Source organism: Brevundimonas sp. M20 (assembly GCF_006547065.1).
GTDB lineage: Bacteria > Pseudomonadota > Alphaproteobacteria > Caulobacterales > Caulobacteraceae > Brevundimonas.
Genome location: NZ_CP041243.1, coordinates 1,018,952 through 1,035,890, shown reverse-complemented (window position 1 = coordinate 1,035,890; position 16,939 = coordinate 1,018,952). Strand labels below are relative to the sequence as shown.

At 68.0% G+C, this 16,939-nt stretch carries 17 protein-coding genes; 12 read left to right on the top strand and 5 right to left on the bottom strand.

Translation table 11 applies throughout. The features are described 5' to 3' along the window. Positions 1-143 precede the first annotated feature (143 nt). The 7 genes from FKQ52_RS16610 to FKQ52_RS04915 all read left to right on the top strand — a co-directional run bounded on the left by FKQ52_RS16610 (position 144) and on the right by FKQ52_RS04915 (position 8,561). The gene (locus tag FKQ52_RS16610) at positions 144-2,147 is read left to right on the top strand and encodes a flagellar hook-length control protein FliK (protein ID WP_240811744.1); all 2,004 of its coding nucleotides are present in this window, start codon (positions 144-146) and stop codon (positions 2,145-2,147) included. A 3-nt stretch (positions 2,148-2,150) separates the two neighbouring features. Beyond that, a complete protein-coding gene (locus tag FKQ52_RS04940; RefSeq protein WP_141626154.1) occupies positions 2,151-2,876 on the top strand; it encodes a flagellar hook assembly protein FlgD in 726 nt (241 codons plus the stop codon). A 47-nt stretch (positions 2,877-2,923) separates the two neighbouring features. Further along, positions 2,924-4,702: a flagellar hook protein FlgE gene (gene flgE, locus FKQ52_RS04935; protein ID WP_168196794.1), complete on the top strand. Its 1,779-nt coding sequence runs from the start codon at positions 2,924-2,926 to the stop codon at positions 4,700-4,702. 163 nt (positions 4,703-4,865) lie between these two features. Further along, positions 4,866-5,150, top strand: coding sequence for a DUF1153 domain-containing protein (locus FKQ52_RS04930; RefSeq protein WP_141626153.1), 285 nt, complete (start codon positions 4,866-4,868; stop codon positions 5,148-5,150). A gap of 118 nt (positions 5,151-5,268) precedes the next feature. Continuing rightward, the gene (gene mnmA, locus FKQ52_RS04925; RefSeq protein ID WP_370451041.1) at positions 5,269-6,483 is read left to right on the top strand and encodes a tRNA 2-thiouridine(34) synthase MnmA; all 1,215 of its coding nucleotides are present in this window, start codon (positions 5,269-5,271) and stop codon (positions 6,481-6,483) included. After that, entirely contained in the window at positions 6,476-7,051 is a 576-nt protein-coding gene (locus FKQ52_RS04920) for a hemerythrin domain-containing protein (protein WP_168196793.1), read from the top strand. Before mnmA ends, FKQ52_RS04920 begins: the two co-directional genes overlap by 8 nt. Positions 7,052-7,343: 292 nt before the next feature. Further along, positions 7,344-8,561, top strand: a complete 1,218-nt coding sequence (locus tag FKQ52_RS04915; protein WP_141626150.1) for an RtcB family protein — start codon at positions 7,344-7,346, stop codon at positions 8,559-8,561. Positions 8,562-8,607: 46 nt separating this feature from the next. On the opposite strand, the gene FKQ52_RS04910 is transcribed toward FKQ52_RS04915, so the two are convergent. After that, complete coding sequence (locus FKQ52_RS04910; protein WP_141626149.1) at positions 8,608-9,450, bottom strand: acyl-CoA thioesterase II; 843 nt, start codon at positions 9,448-9,450, stop codon at positions 8,608-8,610. Positions 9,451-9,630: 180 nt separating this feature from the next. Between FKQ52_RS04910 and FKQ52_RS04905 the strand changes: the two genes are divergently transcribed. The 5 genes from FKQ52_RS04905 (at position 9,631) to FKQ52_RS04885 (ending at position 12,264) form a co-directional block, all read left to right on the top strand. Then, the gene (locus FKQ52_RS04905) at positions 9,631-10,122 is read left to right on the top strand and encodes a helix-turn-helix domain-containing protein (protein WP_141626148.1); all 492 of its coding nucleotides are present in this window, start codon (positions 9,631-9,633) and stop codon (positions 10,120-10,122) included. A gap of 424 nt (positions 10,123-10,546) precedes the next feature. After that, on the top strand, positions 10,547-11,164 hold the full coding sequence (locus FKQ52_RS04900; RefSeq protein WP_141626147.1) for a DNA-3-methyladenine glycosylase I: 618 nt from the start codon (positions 10,547-10,549) through the stop codon (positions 11,162-11,164). A gap of 70 nt (positions 11,165-11,234) precedes the next feature. Continuing rightward, entirely contained in the window at positions 11,235-11,465 is a 231-nt protein-coding gene (locus FKQ52_RS04895; RefSeq protein ID WP_141626146.1) for a hypothetical protein, read from the top strand. A gap of 62 nt (positions 11,466-11,527) precedes the next feature. Beyond that, positions 11,528-11,641, top strand: coding sequence for a DNA-3-methyladenine glycosylase I (locus FKQ52_RS04890; protein ID WP_141626145.1), 114 nt, complete (start codon positions 11,528-11,530; stop codon positions 11,639-11,641). Next, the gene (locus FKQ52_RS04885) at positions 11,638-12,264 is read left to right on the top strand and encodes a ribonuclease HII (RefSeq protein ID WP_141626144.1); all 627 of its coding nucleotides are present in this window, start codon (positions 11,638-11,640) and stop codon (positions 12,262-12,264) included. The genes FKQ52_RS04890 and FKQ52_RS04885 overlap by 4 nt, the downstream gene beginning before the upstream one ends. Here FKQ52_RS04885 and FKQ52_RS04880 read toward each other — a convergent pair. From FKQ52_RS04880 to FKQ52_RS04865, 4 genes are all read right to left on the bottom strand, one after another. Further along, positions 12,261-12,524: a hypothetical protein gene (locus FKQ52_RS04880; RefSeq protein ID WP_141626143.1), complete on the bottom strand. Its 264-nt coding sequence runs from the start codon at positions 12,522-12,524 to the stop codon at positions 12,261-12,263. The genes FKQ52_RS04885 and FKQ52_RS04880 overlap by 4 nt on opposite strands. A gap of 47 nt (positions 12,525-12,571) precedes the next feature. Next, the gene (locus FKQ52_RS04875; protein WP_141626142.1) at positions 12,572-13,612 is read right to left on the bottom strand and encodes a DNA adenine methylase; all 1,041 of its coding nucleotides are present in this window, start codon (positions 13,610-13,612) and stop codon (positions 12,572-12,574) included. Between the two features lie 21 nt (positions 13,613-13,633). After that, entirely contained in the window at positions 13,634-15,076 is a 1,443-nt protein-coding gene (gene pyk, locus FKQ52_RS04870; protein ID WP_141626141.1) for a pyruvate kinase, read from the bottom strand. A 104-nt stretch (positions 15,077-15,180) separates the two neighbouring features. Further along, positions 15,181-16,896 (bottom strand): alkaline phosphatase family protein, encoded by a 1,716-nt coding sequence (locus FKQ52_RS04865; protein ID WP_240811743.1) that lies wholly within the window; start codon positions 16,894-16,896, stop codon positions 15,181-15,183. Between the last annotated feature and the right edge of the window lie 43 nt (positions 16,897-16,939).

The following is a 16,939-nucleotide window of genomic DNA, read 5'->3' as shown; positions in this document are numbered from 1 at the left end:
CGAAGGCACAGCCCCTCAACCCAGCAAAATCAGGGGTTTGAGGCGGTTTTCACGAGTGGCCCGCGACTTGCGCCGCGGCTTTCGAATGTCCGGCGCAGCAGGCGCCCCCGTCACCCGCCCCGGCGAAATCCGCCACGGACCCCATGTCGACCGCATCAGCACTGCTGTCACTGATCGCGCCTTCCGCACCGACGACCTCGCAAGGGTCGGCGACGGCTGACGCGTCGGCGTTCGAGGGCCTGCTGGCTTCGATGCTGGGCGCCGGCGCGACGGGCGACGCCGGGAAGGGCCTGCTCTCGAGCGGCGCCGCGTCGCTGATCCAGACCGGCCTGGCGCTCACCACCCCGAGCCCCGCCCTGCGGTCGCTCCTTCTGATGAGCGGCGCGGATCTGTCGGTTGTTGCGGACGAGGCTTCGGCGCCCCTGGTCGACGGCGAGAGTGGCGATGCCGCCGCCACGCCCGCCCCCACCCCCGCCGTCGCGACAGTCGCCGATACCGACATCGCGCCGGCGCCTGTGGACGCCGAGCCTGTTCAGCCGACCGCTGACGCGGCCGCCCCGAACACCCCGGTCATCGCGCCGGTCATTACGCCCCCGGTTGTCTCGGCGCCTGTCGTTTCGGCGGCGGAACCGGCCGTGACTGGCGAGACCTCCGCCCCGACACCGATCGCTGCCGCTCCGGAAGCGATCCCGGCCGCCGCTGCGCCGTCGGAACCGGTCGCCCCCGTCGTCACGGCTCCGACCTCGACGGTTGAGACGGTCGTCGAAACCGTCCCCGCAGCCCAACCGACACCTGCGCAGGCCCAGACCCCGGCTCAGCCCATCGCGCCGGTCGCCACCACGCCCCTGCCTGTCGAAAAGAGCAAGACCTCCACGACCGTCGACACCGGCCCGCAGGTCCGGCCCGACGTGAAGGCCGACGTGCCCGAAACGCCTGAGATCCGCCCGACCGAACCCGTCGAGCCGAACCTCAAGGGCGCAGTGGCTCAACCGCTGACGCAACCGCCCGAGACCGTGAACGCCGTCTTCGCCACCCCGCAACGGCGGTCTGTCGGCGGCCTGGCCTACGGCCGCCGGGACGACAGCGCCATGATCGAGGTCGCCCGCTCGCTGACCGAAGGCGGATTGGAAGCCGATCCTGTGGCTCCGACGCCGGAGACCCTGCCGCCGGCGCCGGTGGTCCTGGACAAGACAACCGCCCGGCCGCTGGTGCAGCCGCCGGTCTCCGCCGCCGTCCCCACGGGCGCGCCGCTCGAGGATGACGCCACCGCCTCCATCGGAACCGCTGAAACGCTCGAGACCGCTGAGACGCCGGATCTGACCGACGTCGTCCTGCCGTCGGTCCCGGAAGCCGAAGGCAAGGCCGCCGATACGTCGCGCCCGGTTGAGGCGCCGAACCTGCGCGCCCTGGCGGATCGCGCGTCGCGGACGCTCGAGACCAACGCCGCCGTGGACACCGGCGCCCCCTCGACCCCGGTGACGACGACGCCGCAGGCCCCGACCACCCTGGCCCAGGCTCCCGCCGTGAACACCGTCGCTGCGCCCGCCGCATCCGCGATTGAGACCGCCGTGAGCGCCGACGCCTCCGACGAGGCCGCCGTCTCCGACGCGCCGGTCGATGCGGCCAGCCCGGAAGCGCCGCCGTCGGCCCAGACCGCCCACACCACCCGCGAGGCGCTGGGTTCGACCCTGTCGCGCGCCGCGATCGACGCCACCGCCCAGATCGCCGCCCAGATCCTGAAAAAGCTGGAAGGTCGCTCGACCCGCTTCGAGATGTCCCTGACCCCGGACGAGCTGGGCCGCGTGGACGTGAAGCTGGAGATCGACGCCGAAGGCCGTCTGGCCGCCCGTCTGGCCTTCGATAACCCCGCCGCCGCGACCGACCTGAAGGGCCGTGTCGACGAGCTGCGCCGTCAGCTGGAGCAGCAGGGCTTCCAGCTGTCGGATGACGCCCTTGAGTTCACCCAGCGCGACAGCGGCTCCAGCGCCTTTGATCGCGGACAGGACAGCCGACAGGGCCAGGACGGGAGCCAATCCCGCGCCTTCTCCGCCGCCTCGCGCCTGAACACCGAAGCCGACATCGTCGCCCAGCCTCCCCGCTGGCAGTCGCTGTCCCTCGCGCCCACGGGCGTGGATATGAAGGTCTGATCGATGGTTGATGCCGTCACCACCTCGAACGCCGCGGGCCGGATCAACAGCGGCGGCGCGACGCTGGCCTCGAACTTCGAGACCTTCCTGACCCTGCTGACCACACAGCTGCGCAATCAGGACCCGCTGTCACCGGTCGACTCCAACGAGTTCACCGCCCAGCTGACCCAGATGGCCGGCGTCGAGCAGCAACTGCTTACCAACGACCTGCTGACCAGTCTGCTGGCGGCCCAGTCCGCGGGCGGACTGGACAACGCCTCCAACTACATCGGCAAGCAGGTGACCGCCGCCTGGTCCGCCACCTCGCTGGAAGACGGCAAGGCCACCTGGTCCTACGAGCTGGGGGGCACGGCCTCGGACGTGAAGCTGCAGGTGCTGGACGGCACGGGCAAGGTGGTCTGGGAAGGCCAGGGCGCCGAGAAGGGCATCGGCGTGCACGACTTCACGTGGGACGGCAAGATGACCGGCGGCGACACGGCCGAAAACGGCGGCGTCTACACGCTGAAGGTCACCGCCACGAACGCCAACGGCGGCAAGGTCGACAGCCAGACCCTGATCCGCGGCCGCGTCACTGGCGTCGAGATGTACGACGGCGCGCCGTATCTGGTGATCGGCGACTCGATCCTTCCGCTTTCGACCGTGATCTCGCTCAACGAGATCCGCGAACAGCAAGCTGACAACGACGATGCGGAGAATCCGCCCGTCCCTGACGAGGAGGTGGCCGCATGACGCGCTCCGCCGCCTTCCCGAACCCTATCCTTCAAGGAGCGTAATCCATGAGCCTGAACAGCGCCATGCTGGCCGGCGTGTCCGGCCTCGCCGCCAACTCCACCGCCCTGGCCGCGATTTCCCAGAACATCGCGAACGTGAACACCGTCGGCTACAAGCGGACGAACGCCGAGTTCCAGACGCTGGTGAACAGCCAGACCCGCGCCGGCGGCAGCTATTCCGCCGGTGGCGTGATGGCCAACGCCCGCTCGTTCATCAGTCAGGAAGGTCAGCTGCAACGCACGACCGAAGCCACCGACCTGTCGATCAACGGTCAGGGCTTCTTCGTCACCACGACCCAGGCTGAAAACGTCGGCGCCACCGACACCCGCCTGTTCACCCGCGCCGGCGCCTTCCGCGTCGACAACATGGGCTATCTGAAGAACAGCGCCGGTCTGTACCTGCAGGGCTGGCCGGTCGACTCGAACGGTGAAATCGCCACCGACCCGTCGGACCTGTCGCGTCTGCGCTCGATCAACATCGGCTCGGTCGGCGGCACCGCCGAACCGACCACCCGCGTCCAGATCAACGCCAACCTGCGCTCGACCCAGGACGTGTCGTCGGCGGCCGCCCCGAACACCTACAACAACGTCCAGGACGCCGCCGTGCCGCCGGTCGGCCACAATATGTCGGTCGCCTACAAGCGCACGGGCACGGGCACCTATGAGGTGACGATCAAGACCGGCATCACCTCGATCACCGGTACGGCGACCTACAACGCCGCCGGCGCCCTGACCGGCTTCGTGCCGTCGGGCGGGACCAACGGCTCGGCCACCGCCACGGCCACGGCCCTGACCATCACCCCGACCAGCGGCACCCCGCCGGTCGCCGGCACCGCCTTCGCCATCAACTTCGCCGACATCGGCATGGGCACGGACGGCATCGCCGAGACCAAGTACGACCCGACCGTCAACTCGATGGCCATGTACAACGCCGACGCCGACAACCCCGTCGGCGTGAAGCCCGACTTCAAGATGAACATCCCGGTTTCGGACTCCAAGGGCGGCCAGCGCAATCTGGAAATCCGCTTCCTGAAGAGCGCCGAGCCGAACCAGTGGTACGCCGAAATCGTCGCCGTTCCGGCTGAGGACGTCGTGACCGGCGCCCCCTACTCGAACGGCCAGATCAAGACCGGCCTGATCGCCTTCACCCCCTCGGGCCGTCTGGACATCGAGACGATGCAGGGCTGGCCGGCGGGCACGGGCCTGTTCGACGACCCGACCCAGGCTTCGCTGACCTTCCTGGAATCCGACCCGAGCAACACCATCGACCCGGCTGACCCGCTGGACAACGGCAAGGTCAAATGGGCGGACGGCCTGGGCATCGCCGCCCAGACGGTGACGCTGGACCTGAACACCTCGGCGGGCGGTCTGAGCCAGCTGAACACCGCCTCGGTGGTGCAATCGACCGTCACCAACGGCACGGCGTTCGGCAATCTGAGCGAAATCACCATTGATGAAGGCGGCTTCGTCACCGCCATCTTCGACAACGGCGTCATGCGCCGCATCGCCCAGGTCGCGGTCGCCACCTTCCCCAGCCCCGACAGCCTCAAGGAAGTCAGCGGCAACGCATATTCCGTCAGCCTGGAGTCCGGCACCTTCAACCTGAAGGCGGCGGGAACCGGCGGTGCGGGCACCCTGGCGTCGCAGCAGCTGGAATCCTCGACGGTCGACCTGTCGGCGGAGTTCACCGGTCTGATCACCACCCAGCGGGCCTACTCCGCCTCGTCCAAGATCATCACCACCGCCGACGAAATGCTCGCTGAACTGATCAACATCAAACGCTGATATTCAGGTAACTGACGGTTAGTCTCGATGAAGACTTCGTTCGATATTGGGGGTGTGGACGGAAGGGATTTTATCCTTTCCTTCACCACGACGCTTAAACGGCCCTTAGCGGCCGGGCGCTACCTTGCACGCTCAATGGTGGTGGTGAATGAGGCATAAGCCCATGTTGCAAGAGCGACGCCTTAATAGTCGAGGCGAAGAATATGTGGTCGGACCGACCGGCACGCCGCTGACGCTGCGTGACCTGCCGCCGGCCAATACGGATCGCTGGGTGATCCGTCGCAAGGCCGAGGTCGTGGCTGCCGTTCGCGGGGGTTTGATCAGCCTTGAAGACGCGCTGGCCCGGTATCGCCTGACGGCGGAAGAGTTCATCGCCTGGCAGAAGGCGATCGACAAATGGGGCATGCAGGGTCTGCGGACCACGCGTATCCAGCACTATCGCGGCTGATTTCTCTCCCCGCGCAGCGCCTGCAGCGGCCGCCCCGGCAACGGGGCGGCCGTTGTCGTTTCAGCCTGATGTGATGCGGGGCCTCGAAATCGCTCCCCTTTGATCCTAAATGGCCGCCATGAGTTTCGCCGAGGACATCTGCCCCGTTCCCGATATCGCCCCCATGGCCTCGCCGCAGGACATGGACGCGGCGATCGAGAGCGCGCGCCGGGCCGTCGGCCTGCCCGTCGGCAGCCGCGTGGTCGCCGCCATGTCGGGCGGCGTGGACTCCACCGTCGTCGCCGGCCTGCTGCACAAGGCGGGCTATGACGTCGTCGGCGTGACCCTCCAGCTTTACGACCACGGCGCGGCGCTCAAGAAGAAGGGCGCCTGCTGCGCCGGTCAGGACATTCACGACGCCCGGCTGGCGGCCGAGACCCTCGGCATCCCGCACTATGTGCTGGACTACGAAAGCCGCTTCCGTGACGCGGTCATCGACCAGTTCGCCGACAGCTATCTGCGCGGCGAGACGCCGGTGCCCTGCATCCGCTGCAACCAGACTGTGAAGTTCCGCGACCTGCTGGACGTCGCCCGCGATCTGGGCGCCGAGGCCATGGCCACGGGCCACTACGTCCGCCGCGCCGTCGGCGCCGACGGTCGGGCGCAAATGCGCAAGGCCATCGACCACTCGCGCGACCAGTCCTACTTCCTGTTCGCCACCACGCCGGAGCAGCTGGACTACCTGCGCTTCCCGCTGGCCGATCTGGAGAAGCCGCAGGTACGCGGCGTGGCGCTTGAACTCGGCCTGCGCATCGCGGCCAAGCCGGACAGCCAGGATATCTGCTTCGTCCCCAGCGGCGACTACCGCTCGCTGATCGACAAGCTGCGCCCGGAAGGCCGCGAGGCCGGCGAGATCGTGCACATGGACGGCCGCACCCTTGGCCGGCACGCGGGCATCACCGACTACACCATCGGTCAGCGCCGGGGTCTTAACGTCGCCGTGGGCGAGCCCCTGTTCGTGACGAAGCTGGATCCGGTGAAGCGCCACGTCATCGTCGGCCCGCGCGAGGCCCTGCTGACCGCGTCCCTGACGCTGGACGAGACCAACTGGCTGGGCGACCAGCCCACCATCGCCGCGGCCGCCGCTGAAGGCGCGCCCGTGCTGGCGCGTGTTCGCTCGACCCGGCCGCCCTCCCCGGCCCGCCTTAAAATCGAGGACGGCGACGTCAGCGTGGTGTTCGAGAAGGGCGAGGAAGGCGTGGCCCCCGGTCAGGCCTGCGCCCTCTATGACCCCGCCGACACCGAACGCCTGCTGGGCGGCGGTTTCATCACCGCGACGACCGCTGTTGCCTGAGGTTTCAGCGGAGACGCTGGCGCTCGCCGCCCGGCACGGCCTGCCGGTCGAGATGCTGTACCTGCGCGACGCGTACCCGCGCGAGCGCTGGGCCGAGCCGGGCCTCGACCAGACCGCCGCCTTCTGGCTCCAGATGCACGGCTCCTTCCGGGGGCATCAGGGGCATATGGACGGACTGGTCAGCCAGTGGCGCGCGGGCGGCGACATCCGCGCCCTGCACCGTCAGCTGATCCCGGCGCTCCAGTCCTTCCTCCAGCACCTCGACGGTCACCACCGCATCGAGAGCGGCCAGTATTTCCCGGCCATGCGCAAGATCGAGCCGAAGATCGCCCGTGGCATCGACCTGCTGGACCGGGACCACGGCGCCATCCACCACACGCTGGAGACCCTCTTCCAGTCCGGCATGGCCTTCCATCAGGCGATCTCGGCCAACGCTCCGGACGCCGCCGACAGGGCCGCCCGGCTGGGCGACGCCATCGACGCCGGAGCCGAGCCCCTGCTGCGCCATCTGGAGGACGAGGAAGACATCGTTATCCCCCTGATCCAGCTGCGCGGCTTCCAGCACTGATCGAAAATCGGGGCTGGCCGTCCGCTGAAGCTTCGGATATCAGCGCCCTCCCGAAAACGAGACGACCCATGTTCGCCTTCTCCTACGCCACCTCCCGGCTGCCCATGCAGCTCGACCGCCAGGCGGTCGAGGGCAATGGCGCGTGCGCGGAGGGAGTGTAAGGGAACGACAGGGCCGTAACGGCTTCGGTTTTCAAGCAACCCCTCCCGCCACCGGCCGGAGGGGTTGCTTGTATCCGCAAGACATCTCTCCCGCCGGTCCGGAAGGATCAGACGAAAGAAAGGAGAGACCCATGCGCGACTATGACGTGATCGACAGCCCGGGCGCGCCTATCAAGGCGTGGACCCGTGGCGTGCCGATCGAGGACGCCGCGCTCAAGCAGCTGAAGAACGTGGCCTCGCTGCCGTTCATCCACAAGCACGTGGCGGTCATGCCGGACGTGCACTGGGGCATGGGCGCGACGGTGGGGTCGGTGATCCCGACCGTGGGGGCCATCATCCCGGCCGCCGTGGGCGTGGACATCGGCTGCGGCATGATGGCGGTGCGGACCTCGATCCGCGCCGAGCACCTGCCGGACGACCTGTCGGGCATCCGTTCCGCCATCGAGGCGGCCGTTCCGCACGGCCGGACCGACAACGGCGGGCGCAACGACAAGGGCGCCTGGGCCGATGAGCCCCCGGCCTCGGCGGTCACCCGCTGGGCCGACCTCAAGGCCGGCTATGACGCCGTGGTGGAGAAGCACCCCAAGGCGGCGCACCCGCGTGGCTTCGGCCATCTGGGCACGCTGGGCACGGGCAACCACTTCATCGAGCTGTGCCTCGATGAGGCGGGCGACGTGTGGGTGATGCTGCACTCCGGCTCGCGGGGCGTGGGCAACCGTTTCGGTTCCTACTTCATCGAGCGGGCCAAGCATGAAGCGCGTCGCTGGTTCCTGAACCTGCCGGATCAGGATCTGGCCTACTTCCCGGAAGGATCGGAGGGCTTCATCGACTACGTCCGCGCGGTGTCCTGGGCCCAGAAGTACGCCCGGGCCAACCGCGAGGTGATGATGGACAGCGTTCTGAACGTGCTGCGCGCGTTCTGGCCGGATCTGGAGACGACGCAGGAGGCGGTGAACTGTCACCACAACTACGTCTCGAAGGAGCGCCACTTCGGCAAGGACGTGTTCCTGACCCGGAAGGGCGCGGTGTCGGCCAAGCTGGACGAACTGGGCATCATCCCCGGCTCGATGGGGGCGAAATCCTTCATCGTGCGCGGCAAGGGCAATGCGGAAAGCTTCTGCACCTGCTCGCACGGCGCCGGTCGGGCCATGAGCCGGACCGAGGCCAAGCGCCGCTTCACGGTGGAGGACCACGTCCGCGCCACCCAGGGCGTCGAGTGCCGGAAGGACGCAGACGTGATCGACGAAACGCCGATGGCCTACAAGGACATCGACGCGGTCATCGCGGCCCAGTCCGAGCTGATCGAGGTCGTGCACACCCTGCGTCAGGTGGTGTGCGTAAAGGGATGACGGAGGCCGGTCGTGCGCAAGCGCGGCCGGCTTTCGTCGTTTCGCATCATCCCTTCGGCGGGCGTTGCGCCAGCACCTTCCTGAGCTGGCGTCCCACCGCCAGCGGGCGGCCGTCCGGGGCCCAGGCGGTGGCGTCCTCGACCGTCCAGCCGCCGTGGCTGTCGCGTGAGACGAACTCGAAATAGGCCCAGCCGTCCGGCGCGGCGTCCTCGGGGATCGGCCCGAAGAAGTCGTAGCGCAGGTCCGCCGTGGCCGAGATCGCCGGCGGGGCGGGCAGCATGGTCCAGTAGACCGGGAAGGTGGCGTCCAGCAGGAAGGCCAGCCGCGCCTCATCCAGCGGCTTGCCGTCGACAGTGCGCATCCACACCCCCATCCGATCCGTCTCATTACGACCGAACAGCTGGATGCCGCCGACGAAGCGATGCTCGACATGGTCCGTGAAGTGCGGGCCGAACTGCGGGTCCAGCGGGGTCAGGGGCTGGTCGCCCAAGGGCGGCGGTATGATCGAGGCGGCGCGCAGTTCCGGCCCGTCTCCCGGCGCGCCGAAGGTGACCAGTCCGGTCATGGCCAGCCGTTCGGGCTGACCGGCGCGGATCGAGACATAGGAGGCCGAACGGCCCCCGCGCAGCAGCTCGCTGGTGATGCTCATCGGCTCGAACTTCGCGCCGATGAGGAACTGGGTCGCCACCGTCCGCAGCGGGGTGGTGATGCCCAGGCTCTCGCGCGCCGCCTTGGCCGCCAGCGCCGCCATCAGCCCGCCGAAGGGCGAGCCCCGCTCGGGCGGCGCCATGCGCGGGGCGTTGGAGAAGGCGCCGTTCATCGGGGCGATCAGACCGCCCTCGCCGTCCGGGGTCAGGGTCAGGGCTTCATCGAGGGTCTGTTGCGTCATGGGGTCGGTCTATCGGCGGAAAGAAGCGGGCGGAAGACCTGCGTCCTCCGCCCGAAGTCGAGGGATCGGCGCCGTGCCGGGAAGCTCCCGGACACGTCCGTATCTAAACAAGACTGACTTAGTGGGTTCAGATTGGCAACCCTCTTGCAAAAAGCCTGACGTGGCGTCACTTTTACGGTCATGGGACGCACAGCCGACTACTCTCGCCAAAGCTGCACGGTGGCCGCCACTCTTGAGGTGATCGGCGACCCGTGGACGATGCTGGTCATTCGCGACGCCTTCAACGGCGTCAGCCGCTTCGAGCAGTGGCAGGAGCGTCTGGGCGTCGCCCGCAACGTGCTGGCCGCCCGGCTGAAAACTCTTGTCCAGCACGGCGTGCTTGAGCCCCGGCTTTATTCGGAGCGCCCGCCGCGCAACGAGTATGTCCTGACCGCCAAGGGCAAGGATCTGTACGGCGTTCTGGTGACCCTGCACGCCTGGGGCGCCAAGCATGTCTATGGCGAGGAGAACGCCGGGCTGAAGATGGTGCACAAGGACTGCGGCCACGACCTGAACCCCCGCATCGCCTGCGCCCATTGCAATGAGATCGTGAAGCCGCGTGACATCCAGCTGATCCACGACCGCACCCGCCTGACCGTGGGCGAGGTCATGCCCAAGGACGAGGTGGCCTGAGCCTCACCTCTCCATTCGCCCACTTGAGAAGCCCTCCCCCTCGAGGGGGGAGGGTTGGGTGGGGGTGGATGCAGGCGCTTTGAGAACGACCTCGTAAGGCTGCGTCGACCTCTCCAAACGCTCCCGGCCTTTCAATCTCCAGCCCTCACCCCCATCCCCGACCCTTCTCCCCTCGAGGGGGAAGGGAGCGACGCAGTCGGTCCAAAGCCTCGGCCCCTCTGCCACCCCCTACGTCCAAATTTGACGCATCGGCCTGCTAACCTTTGACGGCTCGGGTCTTTGACAATCTGCAGGTTGAACCCCTCGTTCAATCACCCCGCCTCCCGGGAAAAAGTACACTTTTCTGCACCTATTTTTTAATTGCGTGCCTTCCGAACGCCCCCCGGTGAGCCCCCCACCCCGCCAATCACGCTATCCTCCTCGCATGACCGACTCACAGACTGACGGCCGCTGCGGCTGGTGCGGGACCACCGACGCCCTCTACATCGCCTATCACGACGAGGAATGGGGCGTGCCCGAGTACGATCCGCGCGCCCTGTGGGAGAAGCTGATCCTCGACGGCTTTCAGGCCGGGCTGGCGTGGATCACCATTCTGAGGAAGCGCGAGGGCATCCGCGACGCCTTCGACAACTTCGACCCGGAGAAGGTCGCCGCCTATGGCGAGGCCGATATCGAGCGGCTGCTGAACGACCCGCGCATCATCCGTTCACGCGCCAAGATCAACGCGGCCATCCGCGGGGCGCAAATCTGGCTGGAGATGCGCGACAACGGCGAGGACTTCTCCGCCTGGCTCTGGTCCTTCGTCGGCGGCGCGCCGATCCAGAACGACTGGTCCGACTTCCGCGAGGCTCCGGTGAAGACGCCCGAGAGCGAGGCCATGGCCAGGGCGCTGAAGAAGCGCGGCTTCAACTTCTGCGGCCCGGTCATCGTCTATGCCTTCATGCAGGCCACAGGTCTCGTGAACGATCACCCGCGCTCATGCTTCCGCTATGAAGAAATCCGTGCGATGGGAGCCTCGCGGACGTTCACCGCCAAGGCCTGACCTCCGGTATTTTGTAGCTGTCCGCTTCCCACCCGTTGCGGACATCGCTTCGAGCAGTCAGGCTCGATCCATGCCTGTCGTATATCGCTCCGTCGTCAACACATCCGGCTTCCAACGCATCGATCTCTTCGAGCAACAAGAGGGCGTTTACGTCCTTGTTTATGAGGCAGAGCGGCCTCATTCATCGACGCGCGACTACCTGCAAGACACATGGAAGCTGGCAAAAGAGCTGTGCTTTGAGGAGTTTGGCGTGCCGTTCGAATCTTGGCAGCGCATGGACGTTGCACAGCCGCCCCGTTGATAGGTGCCGTCCGCTTCCCACCCATCTCTGACCGCTAACGGGTCCGCTCTCGGCAAAATGTGATGTCACTCGTTATGCCAACTGTAGTTACCTCGATGCAGGCGGTCGGCATGGTCAACGACCACCAGACGACCTGCTTCCGTCACAAGGCCGTCCGCGATATGGCCCGCCCGTGAGTTCTGATCGCGCCTTCCCCACCCTGGCCCTCGAGACCCTGCTGGCCCAGTCCGCCGGCGGTCTGGTCTGTGGCGTGGACGAGGCCGGGCGTGGGCCTTGGGCCGGGCCGGTGTCCGCCGGTGCGGTGATCCTGAACCCCGACGACCTGCCGCCCGGCATCGACGACTCCAAGGCCCTGACCGGGAAGCGCCGCGCCGCGCTGGAGCCCGAGATCAAGGCCCGCGCCATCGCCTGGGGCGTCGGCTTCGCCTCGGCCCGCGAGATCGAGGAGCTGAACATCATCGGCGCAACGGGCCTCGCCATGTGCCGGGCCATCGAGGCCATGGCGGTCCAGCCGGTCGCGGCGCTGGTGGACGGGAACTACCGGTTCCCCCTGCCCTGCCCGATCCAGACGGTCGTCAAGGGCGACAGCCTGTCCCTATCGATCGCCGCGGCCTCGATCTTGGCCAAGACGGCGCGGGATCGAGTGATGATCGAGATGGACGCCCTCTACCCCGCCTACGGCTTCGCCCGGCACAAGGGCTACAACGCCCCGATCCACGCTGAGGCGCTCAGGCTGCACGGCCCCTGCCCCGAACACCGTCGGACATGGGGACCGGTGAAGGCGCTGCTTGAGGGCTAGATATGAAGCGCCCCGCCCAGCATGGCGCCCATCAGGGCCGCGACCACGCCACCGCCGACGATGACGGCCCAGCCGGGAATGGCCCGCGCCATCTCGCCGAGGGTCGGTTCGGGGACCGGCGCCGTATCGTTGGCGGGACGGTGATCGAAGCGAGGGGCCGAAGGCGCCTTCCAGCTGACGACGCCGAACGCATCGGCGGCCCGGTCGTAGGCGCGAACGCCTTCCATGCGGCGCGAGGGGGTCATGTGCAGCGTGTCCATGCCCGACTGAACGGTCCTGGACTCAAGCCGTTCCCTTCGCCCCCGCCTCAGGCGGCGTCGGCGATCTCGATCCGGCGCTCGCCGACCACGAACAGATACTCGACGTTCCGCAGTCGCCCGACCGCCCCGACCTTCTCCCCCTTGGGGTTATGGATGCCGATGCGGGCGCCGACGTAGCGGGGCCGGGCGATCTCGATCACCTGCACCTCGCCCCGGGCGGACAGCATGGCCACCAGTTGCTCCCGGCTCAGATAGCCCTCGTCATTGAAGGACACGACCAGATTGGGGGCCTTCAGATCGGCGATCACGCTCTCCAGCGCCGGACCGATACCGGGGCGGCTGTTGAAGGCGCTCTTGCGGGTCTTCACGTCGATCCGCTTGTTCGCCACCCCATAGGTCTCGGGCTTGTCCCACAGGACCAGACTTTCCCAGCAGTGGTAGTTCCCGAGGTAGGAATGCTGATTGTACGGCGGGTCCAGATAGACCAGATCGGCTTCGATCTCGGGCGCGATGGCGACGGCATCCGCATGCGTCGCCTTGCACGGCCCGCCCGCCACGCCCGGCAGGATGTCGGGCATCCGCAGCTCCAGCGGCTTCAGCGCCCGCGGCGCCCAGGACTTCATATAGGCCATCTGCAGACCGGCCGTGGAATCGACCCGGTCCGCCGCCTCCATCAGGGCCACCAGCGCGATGGCCTCCAGCTCAGGCTCCAGCGCCAGCGTCGCGATCCGCTCGCGCATGGCGTCGATGACGGCGCCGTTGTCGGGATGGAAGAAGCGGGCGTCCTCGCAGAAGGCCTTGGTGAACCAGCCCGCCTCGGGCTTCACCGCGCGCAGGTCCGTCAGAACCGCCTCGGCCCGTTCCAGCCAGCGCTGCCGATCCGCCTGCACATAGGCGGTGGCGAGGGTATGCGCATAGGCATTGTGGTCATTGGACCAGACCCGGAAGCCCTGCCCCTTCAGCGCATGGCCCACGCGGGCCGAGCCGGAGAACAGGTCGCACACAGCTCCCCCCTGCGGCAGCAGGGCGGCGACCGCAGCCGACACCTGACCCAGCAGGGCGCGTTTGGAGCCGATGTACTTGATCACGTCGCCTCCCCTCGCGAGGGATCAGGCGCGCCCCTTGCCGCCCTTCTTCGTCGGAGCATGGGCCAGACGCAGCAGATTCGCAGCCCCCGGCGCGCCGAAGGGCGTTCCCGCCAGGATCAGGATGCGCTGCCCGGGCTCGGCCAGACCATAGGTCATGGCGCTGTTCACGGCGTCCTCGGTGACGTCCTCCAGCGAGGTCGGCTCCTTGCCCAGCCGCGTCTCCAGCCCCCAGACCAGAGCCAGACGGCGGGCGGTGTCGGGGTTCGGGGTCAGAGCCAGCACCGGCTGCAACGGCCGCTCACGGGCCATGCGCCGGGCCGTCCCGCCAAGGGTGGTGAAGACCACGATACAGGCCGTCGACTGGGCCTCCGCCGCCTTGCGCGCGGCGGCCACGAGGGCGTCGGCGTCGAAGTCGTGCATGCCCGCATGTTCAGCGTCCATCAGGCTGGGCCACAGGGGATCGCTCTCGACCCGCTCGATGATCCGGCTCATCACCGAGACGGCCTCCAGCGGATACTGGCCCGAGGCGGTCTCGGCCGAAAGCATCAGGGCGTCCGCGCCCTCATAGGCGGCGTTGGCCACGTCGGAGGCTTCAGCCCGGGTCGGCGCCGGGGCGCTGGTCATCGATTCCAGCATCTGGGTCGCGACGATCACCGGCACGCCGCGGTCGCGGGCGGCGCGGATGATCTGCTTCTGCGCGACCGGCACCTCTTCAGGCTCCAGCTCCACGCCCAGATCGCCACGGGCGACCATGACGCCGTCGCAGTAGTCCAGAATGCTCTCCAGCTGTTCCAGAGCCTGCGGCTTCTCGATCTTGGCCAGACAGGCGGCCCTGCCCTTCACCAGCTGCTTCAGCTCGGCCATGTCCTCGGCCTTCTGAACGAAGCTGAGGGCGACCCAGTCGACCCCGATCCGCAGGGCGAAGGCCAGATCCTCGCGATCCTTGGGCGTCAGGGCCGAGACCGGGATCACCGCCTCCGGCACCGCCACGCCCTTGCGGTCCGAAAGCTTGGAGCCGCTCTCGACCGTGACGTCGGCCCACTCATCCGTGCGCTCGCCGACGCGCAGCCGCACCCGGCCGTCATCCAGCAGCAGCAACATGCCGGTACGCAGGGCCCGGAAGATTTCGGGGTGCGGCATCTGCACCCGCGTCGCGTCGCCCGGCGTCGGGTCGAGGTCGAAGCGCATCTTGTGCCCCGGCGCCACGTCGATCTCGACGTCAGCGAAGCGGCCCAGCCGCAGCTTGGGCCCCTGCAGGTCAGCCAGAACGCCCAGCGGACGCTTCAGCGCCATCTCGGCACCGCGCACGGCCTTCAGGGCGGCGGCGTGATCTTCATGCGAGCCGTGGCTGAAGTTCAGGCGAAAGACGTCCACACCCGCTTGGGCGAGCGCCTTCACCGTCCCGGGGGCCCGACTGGCGGGTCCAAGGGTGGCGACAATACGGGCGCGCCGGGCTCTGTTCATCGTGTGGCTCTGGTCTTTTTACGAGTGCGAGCCCCTTGTGCCTGTGAAAGGCGAAGCGGGTAAGGCCGCTCTGTGTCCTCGAAACACGAGTTTATGAACCCGCCTCACCGGCCCGTCGGACAGGTGGAGCCGCCGGGCGCCTGCAGGTCGATGCAGCGGCCATCCAGCCCCGCCGGAGCCTGCACGCCGATGATCGGCGCCAGGGTCGGGGCGATGTCGATGGTGCGGATGGGCAGGAACCGCTCCTGACCCTCCGCGCCCGGCCACCAGAAGATGATCGGCACGCGGCGATCATAATCCCAGGGCGTGCCGTGGTTGGCGATTGTCGCGCCCACACGACCGCCGGTCACGACGTTCTCGCTCAGAGCGATGACGATGTCCGGCGAACGACCCGCGACGGTCGACAGACGCATGCGCTGGCGCACGGTCATCAGGTCCGGGGTCAGGTCGGCGGGCGGCGTGGACTCGGCCAGCAGGACCTCACGGCTTTCGGCGAAGGCGATATCCGGATTGGCGCGCAGCAGCGGCAGGGCGGCCTCGACCACGCGGGTGCGCAGCGGCTCGGGCAGGCCCTTCAGATCCTTGTCGCCGACCACCAGCCCACTGCCGCCCGACGCCAGCGGATTGTCGGCCAGACCGAACTGCGCCTTCAGCGTTTCATTGATCGCGGCCAGACGGCGGACGTCGAAACGGTGGGCGTGAGGATAGCCACGCACAGCCAGACGCTCGACGAAGTCCGAGCCGCCATGATCGGCGGTCAGCACCACGATCGCGCCCTGCGGCAGGCGCTGCAGGAACTGCCCGAGAGCGGCGTCCAGACGATACATCTGCTCACACATCTCCGGCCCCTGGGTGCCGAAGGTGTGTCCGATGCGGTCCGTGCCCGACAGGCTGACGCCCAGCATATCCACCACGCCGCGACGGCCCAGTTGCTTCGTCTCCAGCAGCTCGGTCGCGGCCTCCAGCGTCAGCTCATCCAGCATGGGCGAGGTGTCCAGCTTCAGGTTTTCCGGAGGCAGGGACGAGTTGAAGGTCCGGCCGTTGATCATCCACTGACCGTCCAAGCCACGGCAGGCGTCGTGCTGGATCGTCCAGTGCGGCGGCGTGACCCGCAGACGTTCGGCGATCCGGCTGTTCAGGGCGGCGACGGGCTGCAGGCGATCCTGCGCCATCTGGCCCGGCTCCACATAGGTCGTGAAGCCAAAGCCGTCCGTATACCAGAAGGCGCCGTCGCCGAGATGGCCGTTCAGATTGATCGCCCCGCGATCCTTGCCCGACACGGCATAGACCCGGCTCTGCGGGCTGGCGGTCTTCAGCCAGTCCGCCAGGGTCGTGGCCTGAAGTTGCTCCGGACCGACGACGCCGTTGTCTGTGGTGTCATCGCCATGGGCCAGATGGTTCTGGGGCGCGAACAGGCAGTAGACTTCCTTGCCCGTCGCCGGATCTATCCAGTCGTTGGCCGGAATGCCGGTGCGGGCCGGGTTCATACCGGTCAGGACCGTGGAGTGGCCGGGGCAGGTCTCGGTGAGGCCGTGCTGCTGGAAGCCGTTGGCATGGACCCGCCCCTGCTGCGCCAGCGTCGCCAGCCCGCCGCTGAAGTTGTCCCGATACTGGTTGAAAAGATTGGCGCTGAACTGGTCGATGACGATAGTCACCACCACCGTCGGGCGGGAGGTCGATTCCGTGACAGCAGCCGGTGCGGGGGCGACGGTGGACGCCGCTTGCGCCTCTCCCTTCGGCAGCCAGCTCTGGACTGTGGCGCACCCGCCCAGAGCCATCAGGGCGGCGGCGGCGACAAAGGTCGTGGGGACTCGGATCACTGAAGCATCTCCTGCGGTCGCAGCCGCCTAGCGCTTCAGCGCG